At 38.8% G+C, this 24,264-nt stretch carries 23 protein-coding genes; 1 reads left to right on the forward strand and 22 read right to left on the reverse strand.

Features of this window, described 5'->3' with window-relative positions:
- Position 1: 1 nt before the first annotated feature.
- The 21 genes from I6F66_RS06045 to I6F66_RS06145 form a co-directional block, all read right to left on the reverse strand.
- Entirely contained in the window at positions 2–571 is a 570-nt protein-coding gene (locus tag I6F66_RS06045) for a nucleoside triphosphate pyrophosphatase (RefSeq protein ID WP_197175764.1), read from the reverse strand.
- Complete coding sequence (gene mreD, locus I6F66_RS06050) at positions 571–1,050, reverse strand: rod shape-determining protein MreD (protein WP_007586341.1); 480 nt, start codon at positions 1,048–1,050, stop codon at positions 571–573. Before mreD ends, I6F66_RS06045 begins: the two co-directional genes overlap by 1 nt.
- Complete coding sequence (gene mreC, locus I6F66_RS06055) at positions 1,043–1,885, reverse strand: rod shape-determining protein MreC (protein ID WP_197175766.1); 843 nt, start codon at positions 1,883–1,885, stop codon at positions 1,043–1,045. The genes mreD and mreC overlap by 8 nt, the downstream gene beginning before the upstream one ends.
- Positions 1,885–2,928 (reverse strand): rod shape-determining protein, encoded by a 1,044-nt coding sequence (locus I6F66_RS06060; RefSeq protein ID WP_007586338.1) that lies wholly within the window; start codon positions 2,926–2,928, stop codon positions 1,885–1,887. Before I6F66_RS06060 ends, mreC begins: the two co-directional genes overlap by 1 nt.
- Positions 2,929–3,062: 134 nt before the next feature.
- Positions 3,063–5,111, reverse strand: a complete 2,049-nt coding sequence (locus I6F66_RS06065) for a formylglycine-generating enzyme family protein (RefSeq protein WP_007586336.1) — start codon at positions 5,109–5,111, stop codon at positions 3,063–3,065.
- 121 nt (positions 5,112–5,232) lie between these two features.
- Positions 5,233–8,973 carry an H-type lectin domain-containing protein gene (locus tag I6F66_RS06070; protein ID WP_197208931.1) on the reverse strand — a complete coding sequence of 1,247 codons (3,741 nt, stop codon included), beginning with the start codon at positions 8,971–8,973 and terminating at the stop codon, positions 5,233–5,235.
- Complete coding sequence (locus tag I6F66_RS06075; RefSeq protein WP_165728129.1) at positions 8,970–9,461, reverse strand: agglutinin biogenesis protein MshP; 492 nt, start codon at positions 9,459–9,461, stop codon at positions 8,970–8,972. Before I6F66_RS06075 ends, I6F66_RS06070 begins: the two co-directional genes overlap by 4 nt.
- Complete coding sequence (locus tag I6F66_RS06080) at positions 9,451–10,290, reverse strand: type II secretion system protein J (RefSeq protein WP_197208932.1); 840 nt, start codon at positions 10,288–10,290, stop codon at positions 9,451–9,453. The genes I6F66_RS06075 and I6F66_RS06080 overlap by 11 nt, the downstream gene beginning before the upstream one ends.
- Positions 10,290–10,826 carry a type II secretion system protein gene (locus I6F66_RS06085; RefSeq protein ID WP_165728127.1) on the reverse strand — a complete coding sequence of 179 codons (537 nt, stop codon included), beginning with the start codon at positions 10,824–10,826 and terminating at the stop codon, positions 10,290–10,292. Before I6F66_RS06085 ends, I6F66_RS06080 begins: the two co-directional genes overlap by 1 nt.
- Positions 10,813–11,304 (reverse strand): type II secretion system protein, encoded by a 492-nt coding sequence (locus tag I6F66_RS06090; RefSeq protein WP_197119278.1) that lies wholly within the window; start codon positions 11,302–11,304, stop codon positions 10,813–10,815. The genes I6F66_RS06085 and I6F66_RS06090 overlap by 14 nt, the downstream gene beginning before the upstream one ends.
- A gap of 10 nt (positions 11,305–11,314) precedes the next feature.
- Positions 11,315–11,842 carry a prepilin-type N-terminal cleavage/methylation domain-containing protein gene (locus I6F66_RS06095; protein WP_010553772.1) on the reverse strand — a complete coding sequence of 176 codons (528 nt, stop codon included), beginning with the start codon at positions 11,840–11,842 and terminating at the stop codon, positions 11,315–11,317.
- 22 nt (positions 11,843–11,864) lie between these two features.
- The gene (locus tag I6F66_RS06100) at positions 11,865–12,449 is read right to left on the reverse strand and encodes a Tfp pilus assembly protein FimT/FimU (protein ID WP_165728125.1); all 585 of its coding nucleotides are present in this window, start codon (positions 12,447–12,449) and stop codon (positions 11,865–11,867) included.
- A 1-nt stretch (position 12,450) separates the two neighbouring features.
- The gene (locus tag I6F66_RS06105) at positions 12,451–13,671 is read right to left on the reverse strand and encodes a type II secretion system F family protein (RefSeq protein ID WP_010553774.1); all 1,221 of its coding nucleotides are present in this window, start codon (positions 13,669–13,671) and stop codon (positions 12,451–12,453) included.
- Positions 13,658–15,385 carry a GspE/PulE family protein gene (locus I6F66_RS06110; RefSeq protein ID WP_024594461.1) on the reverse strand — a complete coding sequence of 576 codons (1,728 nt, stop codon included), beginning with the start codon at positions 15,383–15,385 and terminating at the stop codon, positions 13,658–13,660. The genes I6F66_RS06105 and I6F66_RS06110 overlap by 14 nt, the downstream gene beginning before the upstream one ends.
- Entirely contained in the window at positions 15,382–16,524 is a 1,143-nt protein-coding gene (locus I6F66_RS06115; RefSeq protein WP_197208933.1) for a tetratricopeptide repeat protein, read from the reverse strand. Before I6F66_RS06115 ends, I6F66_RS06110 begins: the two co-directional genes overlap by 4 nt.
- Complete coding sequence (locus tag I6F66_RS06120; RefSeq protein ID WP_007586321.1) at positions 16,521–17,423, reverse strand: ExeA family protein; 903 nt, start codon at positions 17,421–17,423, stop codon at positions 16,521–16,523. Before I6F66_RS06120 ends, I6F66_RS06115 begins: the two co-directional genes overlap by 4 nt.
- 2 nt (positions 17,424–17,425) lie before the next feature.
- Positions 17,426–19,090: a pilus (MSHA type) biogenesis protein MshL gene (mshL, locus tag I6F66_RS06125; protein ID WP_101217852.1), complete on the reverse strand. Its 1,665-nt coding sequence runs from the start codon at positions 19,088–19,090 to the stop codon at positions 17,426–17,428.
- The gene (locus I6F66_RS06130; RefSeq protein WP_007586318.1) at positions 19,068–19,391 is read right to left on the reverse strand and encodes a hypothetical protein; all 324 of its coding nucleotides are present in this window, start codon (positions 19,389–19,391) and stop codon (positions 19,068–19,070) included. The genes mshL and I6F66_RS06130 overlap by 23 nt, the downstream gene beginning before the upstream one ends.
- A complete protein-coding gene (locus I6F66_RS06135) occupies positions 19,369–20,064 on the reverse strand; it encodes an agglutinin biogenesis protein MshJ (protein ID WP_197208934.1) in 696 nt (231 codons plus the stop codon). The genes I6F66_RS06130 and I6F66_RS06135 overlap by 23 nt, the downstream gene beginning before the upstream one ends.
- On the reverse strand, positions 20,061–20,660 hold the full coding sequence (locus tag I6F66_RS06140) for a PilN domain-containing protein (RefSeq protein ID WP_225305713.1): 600 nt from the start codon (positions 20,658–20,660) through the stop codon (positions 20,061–20,063). The genes I6F66_RS06135 and I6F66_RS06140 overlap by 4 nt, the downstream gene beginning before the upstream one ends.
- Positions 20,657–21,580 (reverse strand): hypothetical protein, encoded by a 924-nt coding sequence (locus I6F66_RS06145; protein WP_007586312.1) that lies wholly within the window; start codon positions 21,578–21,580, stop codon positions 20,657–20,659. Before I6F66_RS06145 ends, I6F66_RS06140 begins: the two co-directional genes overlap by 4 nt.
- Positions 21,581–21,656: 76 nt before the next feature.
- Here I6F66_RS06145 and I6F66_RS06150 point away from each other — a divergent pair, with 76 nt between their 5' ends.
- The gene (locus I6F66_RS06150) at positions 21,657–22,565 is read left to right on the forward strand and encodes a 1-aminocyclopropane-1-carboxylate deaminase/D-cysteine desulfhydrase (RefSeq protein ID WP_197119281.1); all 909 of its coding nucleotides are present in this window, start codon (positions 21,657–21,659) and stop codon (positions 22,563–22,565) included.
- Here the strand turns inward: I6F66_RS06150 and I6F66_RS06155 are convergent.
- Complete coding sequence (locus I6F66_RS06155) at positions 22,562–24,244, reverse strand: EAL domain-containing protein (protein WP_231611838.1); 1,683 nt, start codon at positions 24,242–24,244, stop codon at positions 22,562–22,564. The genes I6F66_RS06150 and I6F66_RS06155 overlap by 4 nt on opposite strands.
- Between the last annotated feature and the right edge of the window lie 20 nt (positions 24,245–24,264).

The raw sequence follows: 24,264 nt of genomic DNA on the forward strand, positions 1-24,264 counted from the left end.
GTTACCTTCTTAAGAATGTTTTTAATAATTGTTCGGTTTCATATAAAGGTAAGCCTACAACGGAGAAATAGCTACCCGCAATATGAGTTACAAAGCGACCACCTAAACCTTGGATACCATATCCGCCGGCTTTATCTTGTGGCTCACCCGTCTCCCAGTAGGCATTAATTTCTTCATCTGTTAAGGTTTTAAAAGTAACGTCAGTGCTTACAACGCAGCTAATTACATCATTTTGCGTCGCAAATGCTACAGCGGTAAGTACTTGATGTGTGTTACCTGACAGGCGTTTTAATGTATTTGTAAAATCGTTTTTATCGCGTGGTTTACCCAGTGATTCGTTATCGATAACAACCACTGTATCACTACCAAGTACAGGGCGATCTGTATACCCAAGCTCTACACCACTTTGAGCTTTTAAGCGCGCTAAACGCTCAACAAGTGCTCTAGGTTGTTCATTTGGAAGTGCACTTTCATCTGCATCAACACTAAATTGTGTAAATTCGACACCTAATTGGCTTAATAACTCTTTACGACGGGGAGAGGCTGATGCCAAATATACTGCGGTAGTCATTACCTGATCCTAAAATGTCTGCGATATTTACGAAGTAATAAAAAGACCCAAAACCAACTAACCATTCCGGTTGCTACTGGCCATAAGTACTGTGGATTAAAGTAAACACCTAGCAAAAAGTGATTTAGCCAAAACTGCATTAAATGATAAAGCGTTAAAAACAAACCAATTAATAAGCTTTGCTGCCAAAGCGAAAAGTTACGAATTTTTTGAAAATTACTCGCAGTTACGAATATACATATTGAAAATGTAAGCGAGTTCACACCTAGCGGTGAGCCAGATGCTAAATCTATTAATAAGCCAACAACCCAAGCAGTACCAATATTTAAACGATGCGGTACTGCCAACGACCAATACATAAGTACAAGTAAAACCCAGTCAGGCCTAAATGGTTCAAACGAAAATGGGAGTGGCATTAAAGCCATTATTAACGCAAAAAAGATGCTTAGCGCAATTAACAATGAATAACGATTAATCATCGCTGATTTGCTCCTGTTTATTACGCCATAAAATAACTAGCAAACGAATGCGATCTAATTGCGCAATAGGCTCTGCAAAAACTTGTGCAAATGGACGGCCTTCATCGCGGTTTATTTCGGTTACTACAGCTACCGGATATCCCTCAGGGAATGTGCCACCTAATCCTGATGTAACAAGTACATCACCAATGCGAACATCTAAGCTGTGCGGAACGTGAGAGAGCTTAACTACGTTAATTTTACCTATGCCTTCAACAACGGTTCGTACATCGTTACGAAGTATACGCACAGGTGTAGCGTGCGTGGTGTCGGTCATGAGTAATACGCGTGATGTTGTTGAGCCTACTTTAGTTAATTGCCCTACTACACCCATCTCATCAATGACGGCTTGGCTTTCACTAAGCCCGTCAGTGGTACCACGATTTATAACAACTTGATGGCTATACGGATTTGAATGCACAGAAAGTACTTGAGCAATAATTTTACGATTTGATTGCTTTGCAGATGAGCCTAATAAGGCGCGTAGTTTTTGATTTTCTCTGGCTAGAAATTGATACTGCTGAAGTTGCTCGCTTTGTAGCATTTGCTTTTTTTTCAGCGCTTCGTTTTCGGTAAGAAGTTGATCCCGCGTATGCAGGCTTTTAGCACTCAAGCTAAATAATTCGTAGGGTAAATTAGCAACATAAATTAGTGGGCTAACTAAGGTATTGAGGCTGGTACGAACAACGGTACCACCTTGCGTATATCTGTCTCCAACAATGAGTACGATACTCAAAAGCACTGCGACAAAAAGTCGCAGTTGCAAAGAGACTGTGCGTCCAAACATTAATTTCATTAGTCGTAACTAAAAACGTCACCACCATGAACATCGATCATTTCAAGTGCTTTACCACCACCACGTGCAACACATGTAAGTGGATCATCAGCAACAACAACCGGAATACCCGTTTCTTCCATTAATAAACGGTCTAAATCTTTTAACAATGCGCCACCGCCAGTAAGTACCATACCATGCGCAGAAATATCTGATGCCAGCTCTGGTGGTGATTGCTCAAGCGCAACCATTACTGCACTCACAATACCCATTAATGGCTCTTGTAGAGCTTCTAGGATTTCATGTGAGTTAAGTGTGAATGAACGCGGAACACCTTCAGCAAGGTTACGACCGCGCACTTCAATTTCGATTGGTTCATCAGTTTTAAACGCAGAACCAATTTGATGCTTGATGTTTTCGGCTGTTGCTTCACCAATTAAGCTACCAAAGTTACGGCGTACATAATTAATGATAGCTTCGTCAAACTTATCACCACCAATACGAACAGATGATGAGTAAACAACGCCGTTAAGTGAAATAATAGCAACTTCAGTTGTACCACCACCAATATCAACAACCATAGAACCTGTTGCTTCTGATACTGGTAAGCCTGCGCCAATAGCTGCTGCCATTGGTTCTTCAATTAAGTAAACTTCACGAGCACCTGCACCCATTGCAGATTCACGTATTGCACGTTTTTCTACTTGAGTAGCACCACACGGTACACAAATTAGTACACGCGGACTTGGACGCATAAAGTTATTGTTATGCACTTGTTTAATGAAGTGTTGTAACATTTTTTCTGTTACAAAAAAGTCAGCAATAACACCGTCTTTCATTGGACGAATCGCTTTTATATTACCCGGTGTACGACCTAACATAAGCTTTGCTTCTGTACCTACAGATGCAACACTTTTAGGTCCACCAGCACGCTCTTGGCGGATAGCAACAACAGAAGGTTCATTTAATACAATGCCTTCGTCTTTTACATAAATTAGGGTATTGGCTGTACCCAAGTCGATCGATAGATCGTTAGAAAAAATACCACGGAGTTTTTTAAACATGAGGCTGGATGACCTTTGAAATACGTTCTTATATTAGCTGCCTCACTTTAACATGCTCAACTATATGAGCAATATAAAGCGCAGCGCCTTTGTGAATTTGTGAAAAAAGGAAGCAAAGCTTCCTTAATTGAGTTTTATCGTTCGCGAACTAAGCGAAAACCAATGTAGTTAGATCTAAAATCAGGCGCTAAAATTAAACGCGTAGATGCACGAGCAAGGCTTGGTGCAAAGTTCCACGCTCCGCCTCTTACTGCTACATCAGACTCACCTGATTCTTTATCGGTCCATTCCCATACATTGCCTACGGTATCGTATAATCCAAATGCATTTGGAGAAAAAGAACCTACTGGTGATGCACGTCTGTTTGACCATTCACTACCACACCAACCACAGTTAGCTAGGTTTTTACCAATTTCGTTACCCCAAGGGTATTCTGTTTCAGTTCCTGCGCGTGCTGCGTATTCCCACTCAACTTCGTTAGGTAAACGAAATTGCTGTCCTGTTTGACCAGATAACCACTCAGCATAAGCTTTTGCATCGTTATAAGTTAAACATACAGCAGGAAAGTCACTGCCTTGCTCAAAACCAGGATTACGCCAATTTAAATTTGCTTCCCATACTGGTTCGCCATTTAAATAATACGCACACCCTTTATTTTTTTCCGCTTGAGTTTTATAACCTGTATTTGCTACAAACTTTTCGTAGGCACCCACGGTTACTTCTTTACTTTGCATAGCGAAAGAATTTGCTATTACTTTTTCAATTACTGGACGTTCATTAGCTAAACCATTGCCGTTAATATCGCCCATTTTAAATTTGCCTGCAGGAATAACGACAACCGGCGTTTCAACGTTTGCATTTAATACATTAACGTTTTCACTAACCTGGCGTGTTGTTACTTCTGGTTGCTCTCGAGTATAGGTCGGTGCAGCAATCGACTTAGGCTTTTTTACTAAATTTGCATTAATTGTTTGCGCTTTATTCAAATCAACACGTGCTTGATAAGGTTTATAACCAAGTTTACGTATTTCAATGTTATGAATGCCCGGCGGTAAACGTGTAATCAAGCGTGTTGAGCCAAAGCTTACACCATCGATAAACACTTCATCGTCGTATACGTTTGATCGTAATGTTAGCTCTACTGATTGATCCTTCTTCTTATTAAGGATAGAAGGGTAATCTTTTTTCACCGATGCAGGTTTAACTGAATAATCACGTACTGGCTGCTCATTTAAACGAGAAACCGACACAGTGTTGCTATTATCCGCGCTATTACTGAATGTTAACTGACTATCAGTAAATGTATTGTTATACGCTGGTTGATAAGCAGCCGTAAGTGGCGTGCCGTACTCAGAACAATAGCGGTTATCTATGCTTAATAAGCTACATAAACGGCTGCTATTAACTTCGCCGCGCATAGTTACACTTAAGTTAACGTTGTAATTACCTTGACCGCTAAATGCACTGTTAACTACATGGCTACTTAATATTTGTACTTGAGCGCCCGCCAAATTGCGTTTTGGCTCAACAATGCGCTCTTCTGTTAGATTTGCAAAAATTTGATCAACAAAGCGTTTAGTTGCTTTTTGTAGACCCATTTGCTGACCGCGTTGCTCACATGCTGCTAGCGTTTCTGTTCGCTTACAGTTAATAGTGTGGTTAACCTCAAGCGTACCTTCACGTGTAAACTCGTTACGTAAACGCTCTACGCGGGCCGTAGTTAACTGCTCTTTTAAACTTTCTAATGTATTTAAAAGCGTATGCTTAGCAACACGAATTTGTTCTATATCTTTACGGTGGGATGCAATTGCCGCCAACTGCATAGAAATGTCATCTTTATTTTGCTTATGATCAATCACCGCTTTTTGATAGCGTGATTGAGCCGCACTAATATTAATAGTGGGATCGTCAATTAAACGACGGTACATTTCGTTCATCGCATCGAGCGCTTGGTTTTTTTCTTTATCTAGCTCTGTAGAACGAGAACGAAGTAGCTCTAATTGATTTTGTAACTGACTTTCTTCTTTAAGATGTTTTTCAAGTATTCTTGTCGAGTTATCGTATTCTGTCTGTTTAACACTAATCTCTGAGTCAATTCCAGTCACTGTAGCTGTGTCTTGTGCAAATGCACTACTAGCTAACAAACTAGCTGAAATTAACAGAGATAAAGGAGTAATTCGCATATATTCCAGTCCCAAAAAGCGGCAATTATTTGGTCGTTATTATTTTTTATAATTAAAGCCTTATGCTATGTACTTGCAGCACAAAACACAAGCTTTGTTCAATTATTATATTAGTTTACAACTATTCGCGTGTTTCACGCCAGTAAATAACCCGATCATTTCCTCTAAAGCGTCCAAATTGTAAAATAGTACGAGGATAGAGCTGTGTTCCATCGCCCTGCCAATCCCACTTTAACCAATCATAAGTATTATATTCTAAGGTAAATTCACCCAAACCATTTGGCTGTGCATAAATACCGTTATCTGCCGGATACACTCCCGCTTCTAGCTGGCCAGATACACCAGTCCCATATTTATAGGTTAATTGTGGGCTGCTAGGTGATATTTGAGTGATTTGGGTATGATCAAATACACTACAATTATCTTCAGCGTTATTTACAAATCCACTGCCGTTGTAATACTGAGCCTGCATAGGAATAAGTAAAGGGTCGAGATCGGAGCCTGCGTTATTGCCAAGGACTAAGCGTCCAAACCTAAACTCTATTGGTAATGCATTTAGTCGTACGCTATTACAACCACCCGAGCATGCTGTTTGTGTATTAGGTTTATCATTTGCATCAATTAGTGTTGCCCCTTCTATGTCAGAAAGCGTTACCATTAAGCTCACCATAGCAAATGGCCCATCTGGTTGCCCTACACCTAATCTTTTAAGTGTGGTATTTATTTGGCTCATTTGCCATTGGCCGTCACTTATCTCTCCCCAGTTATTATTTCCTAGGTTTACTAAGCGGCTAGCAAAATTAGTTGCGGGTACATAGTTAGCTATTTCATTATTTTCGGCATTGATGGCTACACTGGACTTATCAAAGCCCTCTTTATAATTGGCCATTAGCTCACCATTTTGATTTTGTGCTTGTACTGTAAAGCCAAGTTCAAAAGGTTGATCAAGGTAAGTTAAATTACTGCCATAACGTGTACATTGCGCTGCGGCTTGCACACCTAATATTTGAAACTGTGAAGGTGCAAAGCGGCCAACGTTGTATAGCTCACCTTTTACGTCTCCCACACCAAAATAATCGGCATCTTGAAGGCTTGCTGTTAAATCAATGATGCCAACTTGGTCGTAATTATATTGCGATACGGATTCACTCAAACTACCTGTGTCATTAAAGGCAACAGTGCTCATCGCTTCAAGCGTACCTTGAATGCCTGGCGTAGGCGCTTTAAGTAATGCCTCTACAAGTGGTTGCTCTGTCATAAAATGCTTGGCAATGATGTTATTTGTAATATTGCTGTAGTTGTCTGGGAAACCATCGTTGTTAGTGTCTTGCCCTGTTTGCCACTGCACCGCATTCATTTTTAAATCGAATGCTTCGCCCGTTAATCTAAATAAGCTTCCATCAGCGTCTGCTGCATAACCATCACTTGCTACCTCCATGGCTAATCCAAATGGTTTTACGACATATTCATTTGAACTACCCGTTAAATTTACTGATAAATTAGTTAGTGGGTCTAAAATTAAATTGGTATTTACATTTAAACTCAACTTTCCTGCATCGGGGTAATTTATAACAATCGGGGCTTTAGACTCACTATCAAAGTTAAGTATGAATGATTTAGAGGCTTGCTCTACCGCAAAGGTATTATTGTTATTACTAAGTGAAACCGTATCGGAGCAACTTGCACCAGTACTGCATGTATACGATAAATCTAAGCTTACATCGCCACCAGCGGGAAATGCAGCTTCGCATACGCCCGTAGTGGTATTTGTTTTTACCGCTTGAATAGATAGCGCTTTTGCATTAAATCCAGTATTTGAAGGCTTTGCTGATAACTGAGTAGGAATTGTAGTATTTCCATCTGTATCATTATTAAAAATAAATCCAGCATCAGAAAACGTAACTTTACAGCCACTCAAACCAACATTATTACCACCGATATAACAACGAAGAGGTGCAGAAGGATCAGCAGTGTTATATCCAAATGTAACACTGCCTGTGGTGCGTTTAGCAAATTCGACAACCGCTGATCCTGTAAAATTAATATTCTCCCCCGTAACCCAACTTTGCTGACCACTATTATCTGGAGAAAGGTTTAAACTAGAGGGTTCCGCAAATAATAAATCGCAGGCATCATTAGCGCAGGCTGTTAGTGTCATTTCTTTAGCTTCACACGTTAGACCTTTGTTATCGCTTATTGTTAAACGATAATGATCCAGTGTTTCTGGTGTATAAATACCACAAAAACCAGGGATACTTTCGGGTACTGGTAGAGCGTCAAACGTTGAACTCCCTTCGGTAATAATTTGAGTAGCCGATGTAATTGATCCCTGATACGTTACATTTTGAGCGATTCTTACCTCACCAGTTGCAACAATATAGCCCGCAATATTTGCATCGGCTGCAATAGCAACCGCACCATCCACATAAATAGCCAAGTACGCGCCAGTTTCTACTACTATATTTGTTTTACCTATATTCAAAAATGAAGTTGATAGAAGTGAGGTTGTGTCTTTTAAAAAAATACGTGTAGGCGCTGTTACTCTGTATTGTGTTTCCAGCATACTTAACTGCAACTCATTGTAATAATAGTCGCCAGCTAAAGAAGTAGGTACGGGCCCTGTTGAGCTACCATCATTTGTAACCGTTGGCACCTGCGCCGCTTGATTCGGTTCTAAAGAGTTATAACCACCAGCAACACACGCCTGACCATTACACAAAGGAGGGCTTGTCAGCGCTGTAGAAATTAAACTTGTGGTAGTGACAAACTGCGCATTACCATCGGTTATTTCTACTCCCTGCACCAGCTGCACTTCACCATTGTTATAAGTAGAAATAGCGCCTGGGAATAGCGTATCACAATCTAAAATATCACCATTAAATACAAAGGTACTGGTCATGGCGAGTATTGATGCTTCCTCGTTTACGTGACGGCGCTCGTTATCGCCATCACGATCTTCGTCAACAACTAGCCCTAACCTGTCGGTCCTTAGGTTACAGCTGCGTAGCCACCCGCCATCATCTTCTTGGCGTGAGTTTTTACTTGCTACAACTAACGGAGCCACACTAAAATTATTAGTAAAACTAAAGTAATTACAGCCATTGCTCCAACCGTCAACTTCAAAGCCTGTGAAAAAAGTTTCCCAGGACACTTCAAGTCCATTATCGTCTGTAAATACGCGGTTACTTCCAGGCTCTACGGCCATATAGGCAACAGTTTCGGTTTTTATAAGCCCAAGTGCTGTTTCAGATGCTTCTAAAGCAATATTAACGCCGCTAGCAGATAAAGAATTACTTTCTACTGCAACGGTCAAAAAAGGCACTAATGCTTGAGTAGGTGGATTACTATCTATGCTGTTGAGCGTTTGTAATGAATGGAAAAAGTTCGGCCTTTGTGAAAATGGCTCAGCAAAGATTAACTGTTTATAACCTTTTGGCGTAAATGGGGAGAAGCCTGACTTAGGACCATACTGTAGCTCTAATAATAAATCGGTACTTCCTACTTCCATGATTGTTCCATCAGGAAACTCATGTACGCCATATTCAACAGCCAAATAATGAGCTCCCATCGTAACGTGCTCACCATCCTCACCCGAAGGCTCAAGAGGTAGTGCCTCAAAGCTGGTTGTGGTTATATTACGTATTCTTATTATTGCGGGGTTTCCGCCTTGGTTTGTTGAGAGCATAAAAACAGCAGGAGGTGTTATGTATTGCTGTTGAAAATTTATTTTTGTCCAAATAGGTGATGTGTATGTGTCTTGCAGCTCAATATAGCGCCCTTCAATTTTAGGCGGTACCGCGTTTGCGTAATTACAAAGCAACACGCAGCTAAAAAATATAATGACTAATGCATTTTTCATCATGGTAAAGTTTTAGCCTCCACACTGAGCGTTCTTTGTGTTTGCCAATAATCTTTTCTGCAGCTACTCCCTGCAGGGCAATCAATTGCGGCGCACGTTGCACTGCTTTGTAGATAATATATATTCACAAGTCCATTCGCCGTACTGCTATCGGGTAAGCCTATATATTCGCTACAATTCACTTCGACCTTACAGTTAGCTAAATATGCAGCTTGGAAGGTTAAATCAGTAGTAACTGATGTACAGCTTTGAACTGAGCTATTTATTGGAAATAGTTGCGTTAAACCACTTTCTAGGCCGCTTTGTGCTGCCATAAAAGCGCGAGCCCCATAGTACTCAATTGTATTTTGTTGAGATGCACCAGAAAGCACTTTAACTAATGCTAATCCTAGTGCTAATAAAGCAACAATAATTACCAAAGAAACAATTATTAAGTTCCCTTTTTGTTTACTGGCTAAGGCTTTTCCGTGAGGATTTTTTTTAAGGTACATTAGGAATATGTACCTCATGATTAAAGTTCATTACTTCAGTATCGTTAAATTGCATTTGCGCATTCACATTAAGCACAGCGTTTCTTTGTAAGGAGAGCGCATCAAGAGTAAAAAATAAATCGCTCGCTAAATTATTGGCAATGTAAATACCTAATAAATCACGTTTAACACCACTGCTTATTTGTAAGCTCACGGCATCTAATTGATTAATAGTAAAACCGTAATTGGTATATCTATATAAATACTGCCCTTCAACGCAAAAACTTACCGGTTCTGAAAGTAAATAAAGGCGTTTACTCGGCGACTCTTGGGCAAATGCTTTACTAAATTGCCACTCATCAATTTCGCTCGCTGAACTATTAAATGCTGATACTTGCAAGCGCTTACTATTATTTTCATCATATATATCAGCACTGCTTAATGGGTAAATAGTTGCCCAATCTCCAGCTTGCGGCTGCGTTAAATTATTAAGTTCAAAATCAACAGCGCTAACATTAAAAGGCGCTACGGTAGGTAGGTAATTTGTATAGTGAGTCGCTGATAAAAACGGCGTAAATTCTAAGCACTGCTGAGCACTACATGCTCCGCTAGTGCTGTTATTGCAAGAGAGCCTTAATGAGTTTGGCGTAGCGTGGCGAAGCTCTTTACTAAGTCGCGTTATTAAAAAGCGGGCCTGAGCTACTGCTTCTTGGCGTTCAATACCTTGTGAGTAAATGCTGACCCCAGCACCAATAAACGAAAATGCACTTACGGCTAAAACACCAATAATAACCATGACAAGTAATAGCTCTATAAGGGTAAATGCATTTTGGTATTTAGCTCTTTGCATTAGTAATTCCCTTTATATGCACTAAATCCGTAAACTTCGCCTAAGGGTGATGTTACTTCAATAGTAATACGCTTAAAGGTTGTGCCATCGTTGATGGTCAATTCGTTAAAGTCGCTATCGTACTGGACTGTAATAACTAAGTTAAAGTCACTGTATTCGCTTAACACCTCACCTAAGCTATTAGTAATAGGTTGGTTAGAAAGTACAATATAGTCATCTACATCGTTATAACTAGTTCGAGATTCTGAGTCGGTGCCTAAATCGCCTGCTGCTGTACAGGGCTCTGCACCCAAAGTTGTTTCGCCGCAACGCCTAAAAGGAGCGCTTCTATCACTGTGCTCATCAAACGATTTACTTTGAATTTCGTTCATTAGTGATTGACCAAATTCAGAGGCTCTTAAAGCAATAATTGGCTCTGCACTTTTTTTTGCTTGCGGGGCAATGAGCGCGGTAATAATGCTTAATGCAATAGCAAACATGACTATGCCAATAATAAGCTCAATTAAAGTGAAACCTTTTACTTTAAGGGCACGCATATATAAGCCCTTCACCACTTATGCATACGCCAGCTAATCCAACGTCTATTCGACACTGCGTAGTACAAGTTTGATTTGATTTACCTAAAGGATCAAAACTAATTTGGGTAAAAATATTCGCGTTACTATCTAAAGCGCTAAATGTTATGTCACTTCTTTGCGTGTTTATTTGTACCACTAAATGAACGGTGTTGTTGGTATCTGCGCCACCGATACATGTATCAGGTGTGGGGGGAGCAATAAGTGTGGAGGTTATATAAAGCGTATGGCAACTTGTTGTCGCTGTATTTTGCATTGCACGTAACTGCACTGTTCTCAGTGCATTTAAAGTACGGTCTCGATATGAGTATGCATCTTCTGTTGAGCTGCCCAGAAATTTGGGAACTGCCGTTACCGACAGTATTCCCAATATCACTAGAGTAATAATTAACTCAATGAGTGTGAAGCCACGCAATCGTTGCTTACTACTGCTTATCATTTAATATTAATTAACATTCATCAGTAAAAATATTAATTGTAGGAGCCGTTACTACAACAGGCCCTGTAGTTGCAGTTGCTTGTATGTATTCAATTCTGCACTCATCATCAGCAATGTAACTATTAGGGTATATAATAACTGTTCCTGTTGTTGTCGCATCAATATTAAAGTCATCTGTGTCTGGTGCTGTAGATGGAGCAAAGCTAACATCTAAAAATGCTTCAAATGCAGCAAGTGTTGCTGCTGGGTAACCATAAACAGTAGGTACTGGTACACCAGTATCTACAGTAACTGTAGCCGTTGCCTTTTTGTGATCACTAGCAATAATAGACTTACCATTTACAATATTCATACCACTGCGAATCGACCCTTGTAAGCCTTCGAGTGTTGAAGCATTTGCATCACCTTGCAAGTTTAAAAAACGAGGTGCTGCAGTAACAGCTAAAATGCCCAAAATAACAATTACGATGATCAATTCAACAAGTGTAAAACCTGCTTGTTTATTCATTGGTAAACTTTTTAACGATTGCGTTTTCATAAATAAGCCTCTTTTTAATTACTTAGTTTTTAAATATTTTTACTTTGCCTGTTTTAGCAAAGTATGAAAAACCTGTTAAACCTGATATTTCACCCGTATTGGTAGGTATACTTTTAATATCAATGGTATGAGTTAAATAATAGACGCATTGCGTACTTTCTGCATTGTACCTAACTAAAAAACTTACACTTTTTATTATCGATATTTCACTACTTGAGGTACTACTTGGTGCATCTTGTAAAATTACATTTAATACTTGGCGGCATTTATGAGCATTTATAGACTCTGCACGAGTATCTTTTTTTTCTGTTTCGTCACTCGTTGGTGTACCTAACGATCCATCAACACCAACTATTACTCCTCCATAATTAACAAATGTTTTATTTGACTTACTATTTGGCCTCCCTTCTAACTCCCATTGACCTCTAACCATCCCAACAGCCGATGAAAAACTACCCGCAATAGCATCTACGCTTGCATTATGCGCTTGATTTTTAATACCTATATATTGAGGTATAGCAAAGCTCAAAATTACTGCCAGTAAAATAACAACAATAACTAACTCAAATAATGAGAAACCTTTTGAGTAAGCTGTGGTTGTGTTCACCTTAATTCCCTTTAATTGCCGACATCATGTTCCACATCGGCATAAAAATACCCAATGCTAAAATCAGCACCATAATGGCAACAAACACAGTTAAAATAGGTTCTATTTTGGCGGTTAAACTACGTAGGTCGTAATCAACTTCACGCTCATAATAATCAGCTGCTTCTTGAAGTAACTCATCAACCCGGCCTGTTTCTTCACCTACGGCGACCATCTGTAATACAAGCTGAGAAAACAGCTCAGAACTTTTTGAGGCTCTAAGTAAGCTATCGCCTTTTTCTATATCTTGGCGCATAGTTATAATCGCTTTTTCCATATAGCTATTATCTACGGCATGCGCTGTTAGCGATAACCCCGTGGTCATAGGTACGCCAGAGCGCAATACCATAGCTAGACTTTGGCTGTAGCGCGCAAGCAATGTGCGTTTTAAAATATCTCCAATAAATGGAATTTTTAATTTATATTGATCCCACTTGAAGCGCCCGGCATCTGTATTTAAATAACGCTTCCACGCAAATACCGCTCCAATACCCATTACCAACAATAACCACCAGTAATTAACAAAAAAGCTGCTAGTACCAATTAATATTTGAGTCATTAACGGCAATTCGGCATCGAATTTGGCAAACATGCTAGCAAAGGTAGGAATTACAAAAATATTTAAAATAACCATCGCTGCTACAAGAGCCAAAATAACAAAAGTAGGGTAGCGCATAGCTGCTTTTATTCGTTTGCGAGTTTCCTGTTCTTTTTCAAAGTAAATAGCGAGTTGATAAAATGCATCTTCTAATCGGCCAGAACCTTCACCAACCATTACCATTGACACGGTTAAGCGGCTAAATACCTCGTTATGAATTGCCATTGCACTGGATAAGTCGCGGCCTTGCTCAAGTTGCCTGGTAACTTCCATCAATACATTTTTAAATTCTTTATTTTGTGTTGTATCTGCCAATCCAATCATTGCTCGTATAATTGGAATACCCGCTTTTAGTAGCGAATACATTTGTCTAGAAAACATAATCATGTCGTCTAGCGTTATTTTTTCGACAAATAAATTATCAAAAATTTTAATATTATTTTTTGTTTCAACTAAAGAAATTGATATGGGTATAAATTGACGCTTCATTAAACTATCAGCTACGCCAGCTTGGTTACTCGCTTCTAATTGGCCTTTTACCAATACACCTTTGCTGTCTTTCGCTTTATAGCTATATAGTTGCATCAATATCCCCTACTATTTCTGGGATATATTCAGCCACTTTAAATACTTCATCTAAAGAGGTAATACCTTTCTTAGCGTAATTTAATGCCATAGCCGAGAGTGGTGAAAAGTTAGCACTATTTTTAGCAGCCTTTGCAAAGCCTTGTGTATCGTTAGCGCGCAATGCATCCATCATTGCATCATCCATTTCGAGCAACTCAAAAATACCTACACGTCCTTTATAACCAGTGTGATTACATGCTGTGCAACCTTGCCCTTTAGAAAATTGAGCATCTGTAATCTCTTCGCCTAAATATTTTAACCAACTTATTTCTTGGCGATCTGGCAAGTACGGTACTCTACAGTCATTACATACTCGCCTTACTAATCGCTGAGCAATAATCGCTCGCAGTGAACTTGCGACTAAGTAAGCCGGTGCACCCATGTCGATTAAGCGCATAGCGCTGGTAATTGCATCATTGGTATGTAACGTTGATAGTACTAGGTGGCCTGTTAAAGCGGCCCTTAATCCAATATCTACGGTTTCTTGGTCACGCATTTCGCCAACCATTATGATGTCAGGATCTTGCCTTAGAGCGGTCCGTAAAATACTGGCAAAACTTAGCCCTATTTTATTATTTATTTGTACCTGGTTAATACGTCCAATACGATACTCAACGGGATCCTCTACGGTAATAATTTTACTTTCTTGTTGGTTTAACTCACTTAATGCACCATAAAGTGTGGTTGTTTTACCCGAGCCTGTTGGCCCAGTAACTAAAACCATGCCATGTGGGCGTTTTATAATACTGCGCACACGTTTTAATATGTGTGCCGGCATGCCTGTTTCATCTAACGATAATAATCCTGCAGATTGATCAAGCAAACGCATTACAACTGATTCACCATGCTGAACCGGCATGGTAGATAGGCGCACATCAATACTATGGCTGCGCACTTTTATATTAAACCGGCCATCTTGAGGGAGGCGTTTTTCAGATATATCTAATCCCGACATAAGCTTTAAACGTAGCACTAGTGCCGATGCTATTTTTACTTGGTTAAGAGTGTGCTCTTGTAATATTCCATCTACACGTTGACGAATGCGAAGCAAACCTTCATCTGGCTCAATGTGAATATCAGATGCGCGAACTTGCACAGCGTCCTCAAATATTGATTGCAGTAACTTTACAACGGTTGCATCGGATGTCTCATCACCTAAAGAGTTTAAATCAAATTCTTCTACGTCTTGATATTCTTCATGGAGTTGTGCTGCAAAGTTGGTAATTTCATCTGTGCGGCGATATACGTTGTCAAACGCAGCCATGATTTGGCTTTCTTGTACAACAGCTAAATCTATTCGTTTAGGAGCAAGCATAGTCGCAAGTTGATCAAGGCCCCTTAAATCAGCAGGATCGCTCATCCCGACCAAAACAGAGTCACCATTGTCTTCGATTACTAGTGCTCTGTAACGACGCGCATATACCTCAGATAAAAGCTTAGATACATCGTGTGATATTTTTCGCTGTGATATATCTAAAAAAGGTACCTGTAATTGCTGCGCTAAAAAGCGTAATAATTGTGGCTCACTAATAAACTCAAGTGTAATAAGTGTCGAACCTAATTTACGGCCCGTTGCAGCTTGAACATTTAATGCTTCACTTAGTTGCGCTTCGGTGATCATGTGTTCGTGGACAAGTAAATCGCCTAAGCGCATTTTTAAACTAGGTCTCATACGGCCTCCTTTAGTGCAACTAAACGCTGTAATGCATGCTGGGTCATAGCGGTATTTAACCCACCTAAATCTAGAGCTACTTTATAAAGCTGTTTAGCATCGAGGTACTCTCCTAGTGCATCTTTTGAGGTTGCAAGTGCAAGCCACCACTTGGCTTGACTAGGCTGGAGCTGTGTAAGATGTTTAAAGCTTTCAAGTGCTTTGTGGTGCTTACTCGCACTTTGCGCAGCAGTACCTTGCAGCACCCAAAAATCAAGATTCGCCTGGGATTCAAATTCATCACTTAAAAGCAGTAATACTCCTTCATACTGTTGTTGCATAATGAGTATTTTGCTTAGCATTACACGCCATTCAAGTACGTTAGGGTTTTGGCGAATACCTGATTGCAAAACCTGCTGTGCAGAATTTATATCTTGTTGTTTAAAGTAAGTTGCAGCCAGTAAATTTCGAGCCTCAACATGTAAAGGCGATTGCGCTAAAATAATGTTTAAATCACTAATAGCTTCGTTGTATAAGCCAAACTGTATTGCCTGTTTAGCTGCTGCTAATTGCTCGACCAATAAAGCCTGTGGTGACTTAGTTTCTGCTGCGCTTTTGATCATAGTATTTTGTGGCTCAGTTTTAGTCACTGAAGTAGTTTTTGGCTTGCTGACAATAACTTTGCTAGCCACTAACATATTATCTTTAGCTAGTGCAGGGCTTTGTTTAACCTCGGCAATTACAACCGGCTCAGCCGTTGGTTGAGAAACCAGTGATGTTGCTTCACTCAACTTGGATTCAGCTAAATCATTCACTTCTGGTTTTATTTGCTTAACTTGCACAGCCTTCTTCACAACTTCTTGCTCAACTAAAGGCTCTACAGTGCTTTTTTCATCTTGAAAATCAGATAAATTAGAGCTCAAAACCGCAACCATTTTTTGCTGTGGTAGCACAGATTCACGTTGAGTTTCTTTTTTGTCGGCGGTCGGTAAATACAGGTATGCTAAAAAAATGACACTTAGCATAATAAGTAAAATTGCGGCTTTAAATACAATGTTTTTTACATCATATATTGGCTTTACGCTTATACCTTCTTGAATATTCACTTGTTTAGCTTCACGTTGCTCAATATTTTTAAGCATATTATTTATAACGCTCATAACCACTGCCTCCATACCCATATGGCAGCAATAGCTAAAACACTAAACATTAACGCGCTGTAGCTCCAATATTGACCGGTTCGATATTTTGCGCAGTCTTCGGTATCTTTTATGGCAAGCTGAATATGGCGATTTGTTATTGTATTTAACCCTTCCCCATAAGCTTGTAATAGTGCTTTGTGGCATAAAATATTAACTAACCTAGGAATTCCACGACTTGCTCTGGCAATCTTAAGCCCCATACTATTATTAAATAAAGGAGGCCTATTAAACCCTGCAACTTGTAAGCGATGATTAATATAATAAACAACCTCAGCGCCAGTCATCGCCCGTAATTTATACGAAAAACTAATACGTTGGCGTAACTGCCTTACTTTATTATTTGCCAGTTTTTCATCAAGTTCAGGTTGCCCAAATAACACCACTTGAATTAGTTTTTCGCTTTCTGTTTCTAAGTTTGTAAATAATCTCAGCGCCTCTAGAGTCTCCCAACTCAAGCATTGCGCCTCATCTATCAAAAGCACTACGCGTTCATTATCTTCTTGTAAGTCGAGTAAGTGATGATTTATAAGCTGCCCTAGTGCTTGTTGGTCCAATGCTTTATCTACATCCATACCCAGTTCAATTGCAATCGCCCATCTAAGCTCTTCAGGACTTAAATAAGAGTTAGGTAAATAAGCCACAATGTAATCTGGCTCAAGTTGGTTTAATAGCTTTCTACAAAGCAACGTTTTACCTGTCCCAACTTCACCGGTGACTTTAATAAACCCTTCACCCATTTCAATGGCTGTTGTTAGCACTTGCATCGCTTCGTGGTGCGGTTCAAGTGCACAAAAAAATTGTGTGTTAGGGGTTAGCGTGAAAGGCATTTCACTTAAATTAAAAAAGCTTAAATACATAGTTAGTTTTCATACCATGTTTTTAAAAGCTGACGGCTTTCACCTTGTTGTTTTTTCCAAGTATCGGGCATAACAACGGTTGGTTTGATTAAAATAATTAGTTCTTTTTTCTCTTGGCGTTTACGAATACTTTTGAATAAGTTGCCAAATATGGGGATATCACCCAGCACGGGTGTTTTTGATTCTTCATCCTGTGTTGACGTTTGCATCAAACCACCAATAACCACTATTTCGCCACTTTGAGCGCGAATAACGGTATCTGATTCTCGAATGTTGCTCTGCGCTAGAGGTAATTCAAAACGTTGATCGTCTAAAGTAATTACCTTTAGCTGCTCTTCTGTTTCAGTTACTGAAGGGTGAACATGCAAGATGACTGAGCCGTACTTGTCAATTTGCGGCGTTACATCAAGCGCAATACCAGAAAAGAACGGCGTTAAATCAATCTCAGGCGAGGTAGTTGTAGCAGTACCTGTTACCGTCGTACTTGATACATTAGTAACAAAGTATTCGTCTTGCCCTACTTTTATAACTGCTTTTTGGTTGTTTGTAGCCGTAACGCGAGGGTTAGATAACATTTGCACATCACCTTGGGTTTCTAGCAAATTAATAACCCCGTTAAAGTCACCCTTTTGAATTGTCAGCGATGACGCTCCGCCAATGGCAGCCGAAATACTATTACTAATTGTAGAACCCGCTGTTGTAGCAAACGAAATACCGCCTTCTAAACCACTGGCTATGCGCTCCCAGTTGACCCCTTGTTGGTACTCATCTTTTAAGGTTACTTCTATTATTTTTGCTTCTAGAATAACTTGGCGTTGCAGGTTTTCTTGGCTTTGACGTAAAAACTCTTTTAGCTGACTAATTTCGCTTGGTAATGCATTTACGGTTACCAAACTAGCTTGTGGGCTTGCAACAACATAGCGCCCATCGCTTGCGCCAATTAAAGACTTAAGGGCAACTTCTAATTCCTTCCAAAAATCGTTTTTATTAATTGTTTGGATTCGAGAACCATTCAAATCTAAGCTTTGATTATCGCCGCCAAATTCACTATTTTGCTGGTTACTATTACCTGAACTTGAACCACTCGAACCACTGCCACTTTGTGCAAATTGACTCACCCCACCAGCAACAACACTCACTGTAGACTGACCATGGCGTTGCATCATTAAATAATTTACAGGTATTGTTTCTGTGCGCATTTTGGCTGGTAGTACTTGTACAATTCGTCCTTCATTAACAATATCTAAAGGATACATACGCTTAATAACATTAATGACTTCATTAAACGTAACGCTTTTAAGATTTAAATTAATTGTGCCATTTACCTCAGGATGCACAGCAACACTAAAAGGGGTATCGTCTGTTAAGCCTGCAAAAAAAGCGCCTATTTCAACATCATTTGCTGCGACATCAAAACGCTTTATAGATAAATCATCACTTATAGTTTGCTCATTATTTATAGATGACAATAAGCTTTGTGTAAGTTCGCTTGGCATTTGTAAAGGCACAATTACTTTAGGCTCTGTAGGTCTTTCAGATAACTCTTGCTCTATATGATTTTTAACCTCTTTACCTGGTTTAAAGCTATGGCACGCAGTTAAAAATGTAGGTAACAATAGAAGAACAAGCCACGGATGAGATAAATTATTTTTTAATTTCATAGTCATATAATTCTAATTTTATTTGTTTATCATCATTTGCTAACACAACCTGTTTTGAGTTAATGCTTAGCACCCGAAAATCATCTACAGCATCACCAACTCGATAAATATGGCCTGAAATAATGGCCTTAAATGCTGTACTGTTTTTAATAATAGATTGCAATTTAAGTTCTGTACTTTGCTTAACTGGACTATTGTTACTCACAAACATATTTGGCTGAGTCGGATCGCGAAGTTGCGCAAGCGCACTCGGCGCAATAATGTAAAAAGCCAAAGTACAAATACTATAACGCGATAAATTTTTCATTAGCGCTCACTGTAGCAATTTGTAAAGTTAATTCAGCCTGAGGGTACTCTAGTACCTGATAACTAAACTCTTGTATTAATAACTTATCTTGATTATTTTTTAATGCGGCTAAATATTTTTGTAAGCTAAAGTAGCTACCTTGCAAAGTAACTACCATCTGATGCTCAAAAAATAATGTTTGCGTATCATGTTCACCTAGTTTTTCTACATCGATAGCCCGTGCTGGTTTTACATTAAAGCTACTCACTTTTACGTCGCTACTATCTACGAGCAAATCTTTTAAAACGGCAGGTACATTTTTAGCAGCTACAAAGCCTTGGCTAAAACTATTAAGTTGATTATTTATTTCGGCTAATTCATCTCTGGTTTGTGCAATTTGACCGCGTAAAACCTTAGTGTAGTCGTAGTTTAGTGCTTGGTTTAACATGGAGAGTTGCGCATTTATCTGCTGTAACTCTTGCAGCGTTGTATTGTGCTTTGAACGTATGTTGGCAACTTCATCTTGCTGTGGAAAAGTAACGAACCAGAGACCGAGGTAAATCACTATAAACAAACCAACAAATAAGGTGGAATACTTCTCACGTTTTTGCAGCGATGCAAACTGAGCTTGGTATTTGACCCATAATGGCCAACCTTTATTTTTATTATTCTGGCTACTTGTTGTTTGGCTCATGGTTTATCGCCCTCATCACTAAGGTCTGTCGCTACATTAAATTCACTCACACCTGCTTGCGTAGATAACTCTAAAACTGAAAACTCTTTATCAATAAAAAATGGCGACTGCTTTAAATTATCAAACCAAATTGGTAAGAATTTTGATTGCGATGTTTGACCCTGAAGCGTCACACTTTGCCCTACAAACTTAATGTGGGTCAGCCAAATATTAGGTTCATGATACTTAGCTAAATCGTGCATTACCTGTGCGTAGTCGGTTGCAGACTGATCTGAACTTTGCTCTAAATAGCTAAATATTTGCTGCTTGTGCAAAACCTCTTGCTGAAGTGTTTTTAGCTCATTAATAAAAAGTGTTTTATTTTGTTTCTCTGCTAACTGCTGTTTTACAACTTCTAACTGAGCTTTTCCTTGTTTGAGGTATTGCCTATTTTGTTCTAAATCAAGCTCACTAGAATATGTTTTATAACTGTAAAAAGCCCACGTGATTGCAATAATTAATAGCGCACCTAACCACAACGTAATCATTCCAGACAAAGGGACTGGGTCTCGCCGTACGCGTAAGGTTTTTTGATAAAAGTTAATCCGGGTTTTCATAGCACAGACTCAGGATCTGTTAATTGATAGGCTGCCCCAAGCGCATAATAAAAATTTGGCTCTAATTGCTGCGCTAATTCTAAGTTAGGCTCAAAATCTACAACTTTTACTTGTAAAAACTCTGCAAGCCCGGCTCTAAGAGTTAATGAGGATAAATCATCGCACTGTAACTGAATGCTGCGAATTGGTGGTTGCTTGAGCTGGCTTTCAAAAAAGTCCATAGAACGCTGAATTTCTAATCCTAACGCTTCTACCAATTCTTGATTTTGATCCTTATCTGAAATACCCAAAAAACCATTTAATCGCCTAGCTAATACTAATTGCCCATCACGAATAATTAAGATTCGAGGTTCATGATTAGCATGTTGCACAATCAGCATATGCGCCTCTTTGTATGAGCCAAACAAGGTAACTAAAACCATTTCTTCAGAGGTCATTGCACGCAAAACAGGTTTAGTTTGTTCAAAACTGTCTATAAACGGAAGTAGTTGCAGCTTATTCGTAATAAACACATTCATTTTACTGCTTTGCATCGGTAACGTTATTGGATAATCGATAAAATCAGCCACAATATTTTCAGAAGCTATATCAACTAAATCTTTTGTAGTCCAAGGGAGTGACTGAATAATTTCTTCATCACTAAGGTTTGGTTTATCCATTTGCACTATTTGATAAAAGTAGTGCGGTATGACTAAATTAACTGCACAAATATCAGTAGAAACCTCATTTGTACAAGCAACAATTGCAGCGGTATAATCGGTTTGCTCAGACACATTTACACTGTGAGAACTGTGAACCATCCATTGGTCGCGTTGTTTTTTTAAACATACTGCGTTAACAGTATCTGCGTAAGTTGCAACACCAATAGCTGTATTTGGATCTAAACTACGATTTAACCATGAAAACAGCTTTTCTTTCATATAGCTACTATTGTTAATTGTGTATGAAATAAGTGTCGTACATTTTAACTACTTTGCCAAATTGAAAACCAACAAAATGCATGAAATATTCAAAATAGATGAAAATAACTATATTCAACAAATAGATAGCTCGTTTCTAAAAAAGAGAAATCTTTATTTAGGTATAAAACGTGATGATTTGCTCCATCCGCTAATAAGTGGCAATAAATGGCGTAAATTGAAATATAATTTAGCGTACATGCAAAAGATAAATAAAACAGAACTTCTGACTTTTGGTGGTGCGTTTTCAAACCATATTCACGCCTGTGCAGCTGCCGGAAAAGAATTTAATATAAAAACTCGCGCGATTATTCGCGGACCTGAACTGGATAACAACAATCCAACAATCCAATTTGCAAAACATTGTGGTATGAACCTACATGTAGTTAATCGTATAGAGTATCGAAAACGCCACGACACCGATTACCTTAATGCTCTGCAAGAGCACTTTCCAAATGCTCATATTGTTCCTGAAGGTGGTACAAACGAGCACGCCTTATTAGGGTGTAAAGAGTTAGTACAAAGCTTACCTGAGCATAACTACTTAGTGTGCCCTACCGGTAGTGGTGGCACGCTTGCTGGATTAATAGAAGGCAGTGCTTCAACAACACAAGTGATTGGTGTAGCAGTATTAAAACAAGCTAATTATTTAAAAGAAGAAATAAAAAAGCTGAGCGCTAAAGCTAATAATCAAAACAACTGGCAGTTACTCACAGAGTTTCATGGTGGCGGCTATGGTAAGTTTTCACCTGAGTTATGGCAGTTTTGCCAAGATATGAGCCGCACACATAATCTACCACTTGAGCCTATTTATAGCGGGAAAATGATGTATGCATTATGGCAGCTTATTGAGCAAGATTATTTCCCATCTGGGAGTAAAATTATTGCGGTTCATACTGGCGGGCTTCAGGGGCTAAATGGACTTAAATATAGAGGATTAATTTAATTAAATACCGCTTGCGTAAACTCTTGAAGTGGCTCTGAAAAGTAAAACCCTTGAGCTCCCACCACTCCCAATTTGGCAAGCGTAAACAACTCTTTTTGAGTCTCTACGCCAACTGCATACACAGGTAAATTTAAAAGGTTTGCGGCTTCAACTATCTTTTTTATTCGCCTTTGATTTTGAGTTTTTTCATTTAATAAATGAATTAGTTCGTATGATAATTTAAGTCCGCATACTTGATTATAATTAGCTAATACAGCTACTTTCTCACTACTTTTTACATTATCAATCACAACTTGTGAACGGCTTTTTTTAATTACATTAAGTGCATTAGTTATCGATTCTCTATGAGTAAAAAATTCTGCCTCACTTATTTCAAATTGTAATTTAGTATTTAACTTAAGCTCTGCCATTTGATTGGCTAACCACTCCCAAAATACAGTATTAAACCAATTTTTAGGGTGTAGATTTACACTAACTGTTAAGGCCGAAGGTTCACTCAGCATTAGCTTTTTAACTTGTGTTATTACTGCTTTATCTAATATTAAAGCGTCTTGATTACTATAAACCTGATTAATAAAATAACGAGCAGCTAGTAAACCAAGTTGGCTATGCCTAACCCTGATAAGAGCTTCATGTTCTAAAATTTCCCCGCTAGAGAGCTCAAATAAAGGCTGGAAGAATAATATAAATTTATTCTTTTTAATATTTTCGATAACTTGCTTACTAGAAAGTGGTTTTTCTTGACAGTAATTTAACGCTAAGCGGTGAAAGTGCTGTACTGAGCTGTTTTGCGATAGCATAAGTGCTGATTTTGCTAACTGATAAACCGCAATTTTATCTGCGCCTAATCGATAGTCGCACGCACCTATTTTAATGTTTTTATGAGTCATACTTTTTTGATAATTTTGGCATAGTAAAAACACGCTCTGATGGAGCTTTTCAACGTAGCTGTCTAACTCGGGAGTAGGAATATGTGGCAAGGTGACGGCCAAGTAACTGGAATTTAGTATTTTTACCGACACATCTTTAAATTCAGTCAATTTTCTAGTGATTAACACTTTAAAAATAGCTTCTTGATCAGTTTTCTTATCAAAGTCACATTCAATGAGTAAAAATAAGCTATGTGATGCTCTATTAACCCCATACAAAGAACTTAATTCACATTTTTTTACTTGTTTAATTAATCGTATTTTATTTTGTTTTTGTTTAATAATTTTAGTAGGTTGTATCATTGTATTTTTGGGCGTAATTCTACGGCTTACATTCAATAAGCCCCACCAACGATAAGACCAGCCAGCGGCGCCTAATATGATCAAGTTTAGCAATATAAATAAGTAACTTTGTGTTACCCAAGCAGGATAGTGATAGAGGCTCAAGCTTAATGTTTTGTAAGAAAAAACTTCGCGCTCTATATTCACTAAATGCCTAACATGCTCTGCAGGCTTTGGCACCTCCAACACAAAACCTTCACTTTTAGCTAATGCAGCCAACACTTCATTGTTTATAGAAGGGGATAAATTCAGCTCGTAAACGTGTTTAACGAACTGCTGCCCAGAAGCATGAACTTTTTGATGTAATGCATCATTTAAAACGAAATTAAAACTAATAAGCATCATTAAAAATAAGACAAAAGAGATACCTTTGAAGTACTTGAAAAGCCAGATTTTACTCTTTTGCATAGCCTGCCACCCGTTAAATT

The organism is Pseudoalteromonas sp. NZS100_1 (assembly GCF_015864285.1).
GTDB lineage: Bacteria > Pseudomonadota > Gammaproteobacteria > Enterobacterales > Alteromonadaceae > Pseudoalteromonas > Pseudoalteromonas arctica.

Bases quoted from the DNA above. Each gene is read 5' to 3' on its own strand.
- I6F66_RS06065 (WP_007586336.1), bottom strand. From the start codon at position 5,111: ATGCGAATTACTCCTTTATCTCTGTTAATTTCAGCTAGTTTGTTAGCT.
- I6F66_RS06130 (WP_007586318.1), bottom strand. From the start codon at position 19,391: ATGAAAAATTTATCGCGTTATAGTATTTGTACTTTGGCTTTTTACATT.
- I6F66_RS06120 (WP_007586321.1), bottom strand. From the start codon at position 17,423: ATGTATTTAAGCTTTTTTAATTTAAGTGAAATGCCTTTCACGCTAACC.
- I6F66_RS06145 (WP_007586312.1), bottom strand. From the start codon at position 21,580: ATGAAAGAAAAGCTGTTTTCATGGTTAAATCGTAGTTTAGATCCAAAT.
- I6F66_RS06140 (WP_225305713.1), bottom strand. From the start codon at position 20,660: ATGAAAACCCGGATTAACTTTTATCAAAAAACCTTACGCGTACGGCGA.
- mreD (WP_007586341.1), bottom strand. From the start codon at position 1,050: ATGATTAATCGTTATTCATTGTTAATTGCGCTAAGCATCTTTTTTGCG.
- I6F66_RS06110 (WP_024594461.1), bottom strand. From the start codon at position 15,385: ATGAGACCTAGTTTAAAAATGCGCTTAGGCGATTTACTTGTCCACGAA.
- I6F66_RS06075 (WP_165728129.1), bottom strand. From the start codon at position 9,461: ATGTACCTTAAAAAAAATCCTCACGGAAAAGCCTTAGCCAGTAAACAA.
- I6F66_RS06045 (WP_197175764.1), bottom strand. From the start codon at position 571: ATGACTACCGCAGTATATTTGGCATCAGCCTCTCCCCGTCGTAAAGAG.
- I6F66_RS06085 (WP_165728127.1), bottom strand. From the start codon at position 10,826: ATGCGTGCCCTTAAAGTAAAAGGTTTCACTTTAATTGAGCTTATTATT.
- I6F66_RS06070 (WP_197208931.1), bottom strand. From the start codon at position 8,973: ATGATGAAAAATGCATTAGTCATTATATTTTTTAGCTGCGTGTTGCTT.
- I6F66_RS06060 (WP_007586338.1), bottom strand. From the start codon at position 2,928: ATGTTTAAAAAACTCCGTGGTATTTTTTCTAACGATCTATCGATCGAC.
- mreC (WP_197175766.1), bottom strand. From the start codon at position 1,885: ATGAAATTAATGTTTGGACGCACAGTCTCTTTGCAACTGCGACTTTTT.
- mshL (WP_101217852.1), bottom strand. From the start codon at position 19,090: ATGACTATGAAATTAAAAAATAATTTATCTCATCCGTGGCTTGTTCTT.
- I6F66_RS06135 (WP_197208934.1), bottom strand. From the start codon at position 20,064: ATGAGCCAAACAACAAGTAGCCAGAATAATAAAAATAAAGGTTGGCCA.
- I6F66_RS06105 (WP_010553774.1), bottom strand. From the start codon at position 13,671: ATGCAACTATATAGCTATAAAGCGAAAGACAGCAAAGGTGTATTGGTA.
- I6F66_RS06115 (WP_197208933.1), bottom strand. From the start codon at position 16,524: ATGAGCGTTATAAATAATATGCTTAAAAATATTGAGCAACGTGAAGCT.
- I6F66_RS06150 (WP_197119281.1), top strand. From the start codon at position 21,657: ATGCATGAAATATTCAAAATAGATGAAAATAACTATATTCAACAAATA.
- I6F66_RS06080 (WP_197208932.1), bottom strand. From the start codon at position 10,290: ATGCAAAGAGCTAAATACCAAAATGCATTTACCCTTATAGAGCTATTA.
- I6F66_RS06090 (WP_197119278.1), bottom strand. From the start codon at position 11,304: ATGATAAGCAGTAGTAAGCAACGATTGCGTGGCTTCACACTCATTGAG.
- I6F66_RS06095 (WP_010553772.1), bottom strand. From the start codon at position 11,842: ATGAAAACGCAATCGTTAAAAAGTTTACCAATGAATAAACAAGCAGGT.
- I6F66_RS06155 (WP_231611838.1), bottom strand. From the start codon at position 24,244: ATGCAAAAGAGTAAAATCTGGCTTTTCAAGTACTTCAAAGGTATCTCT.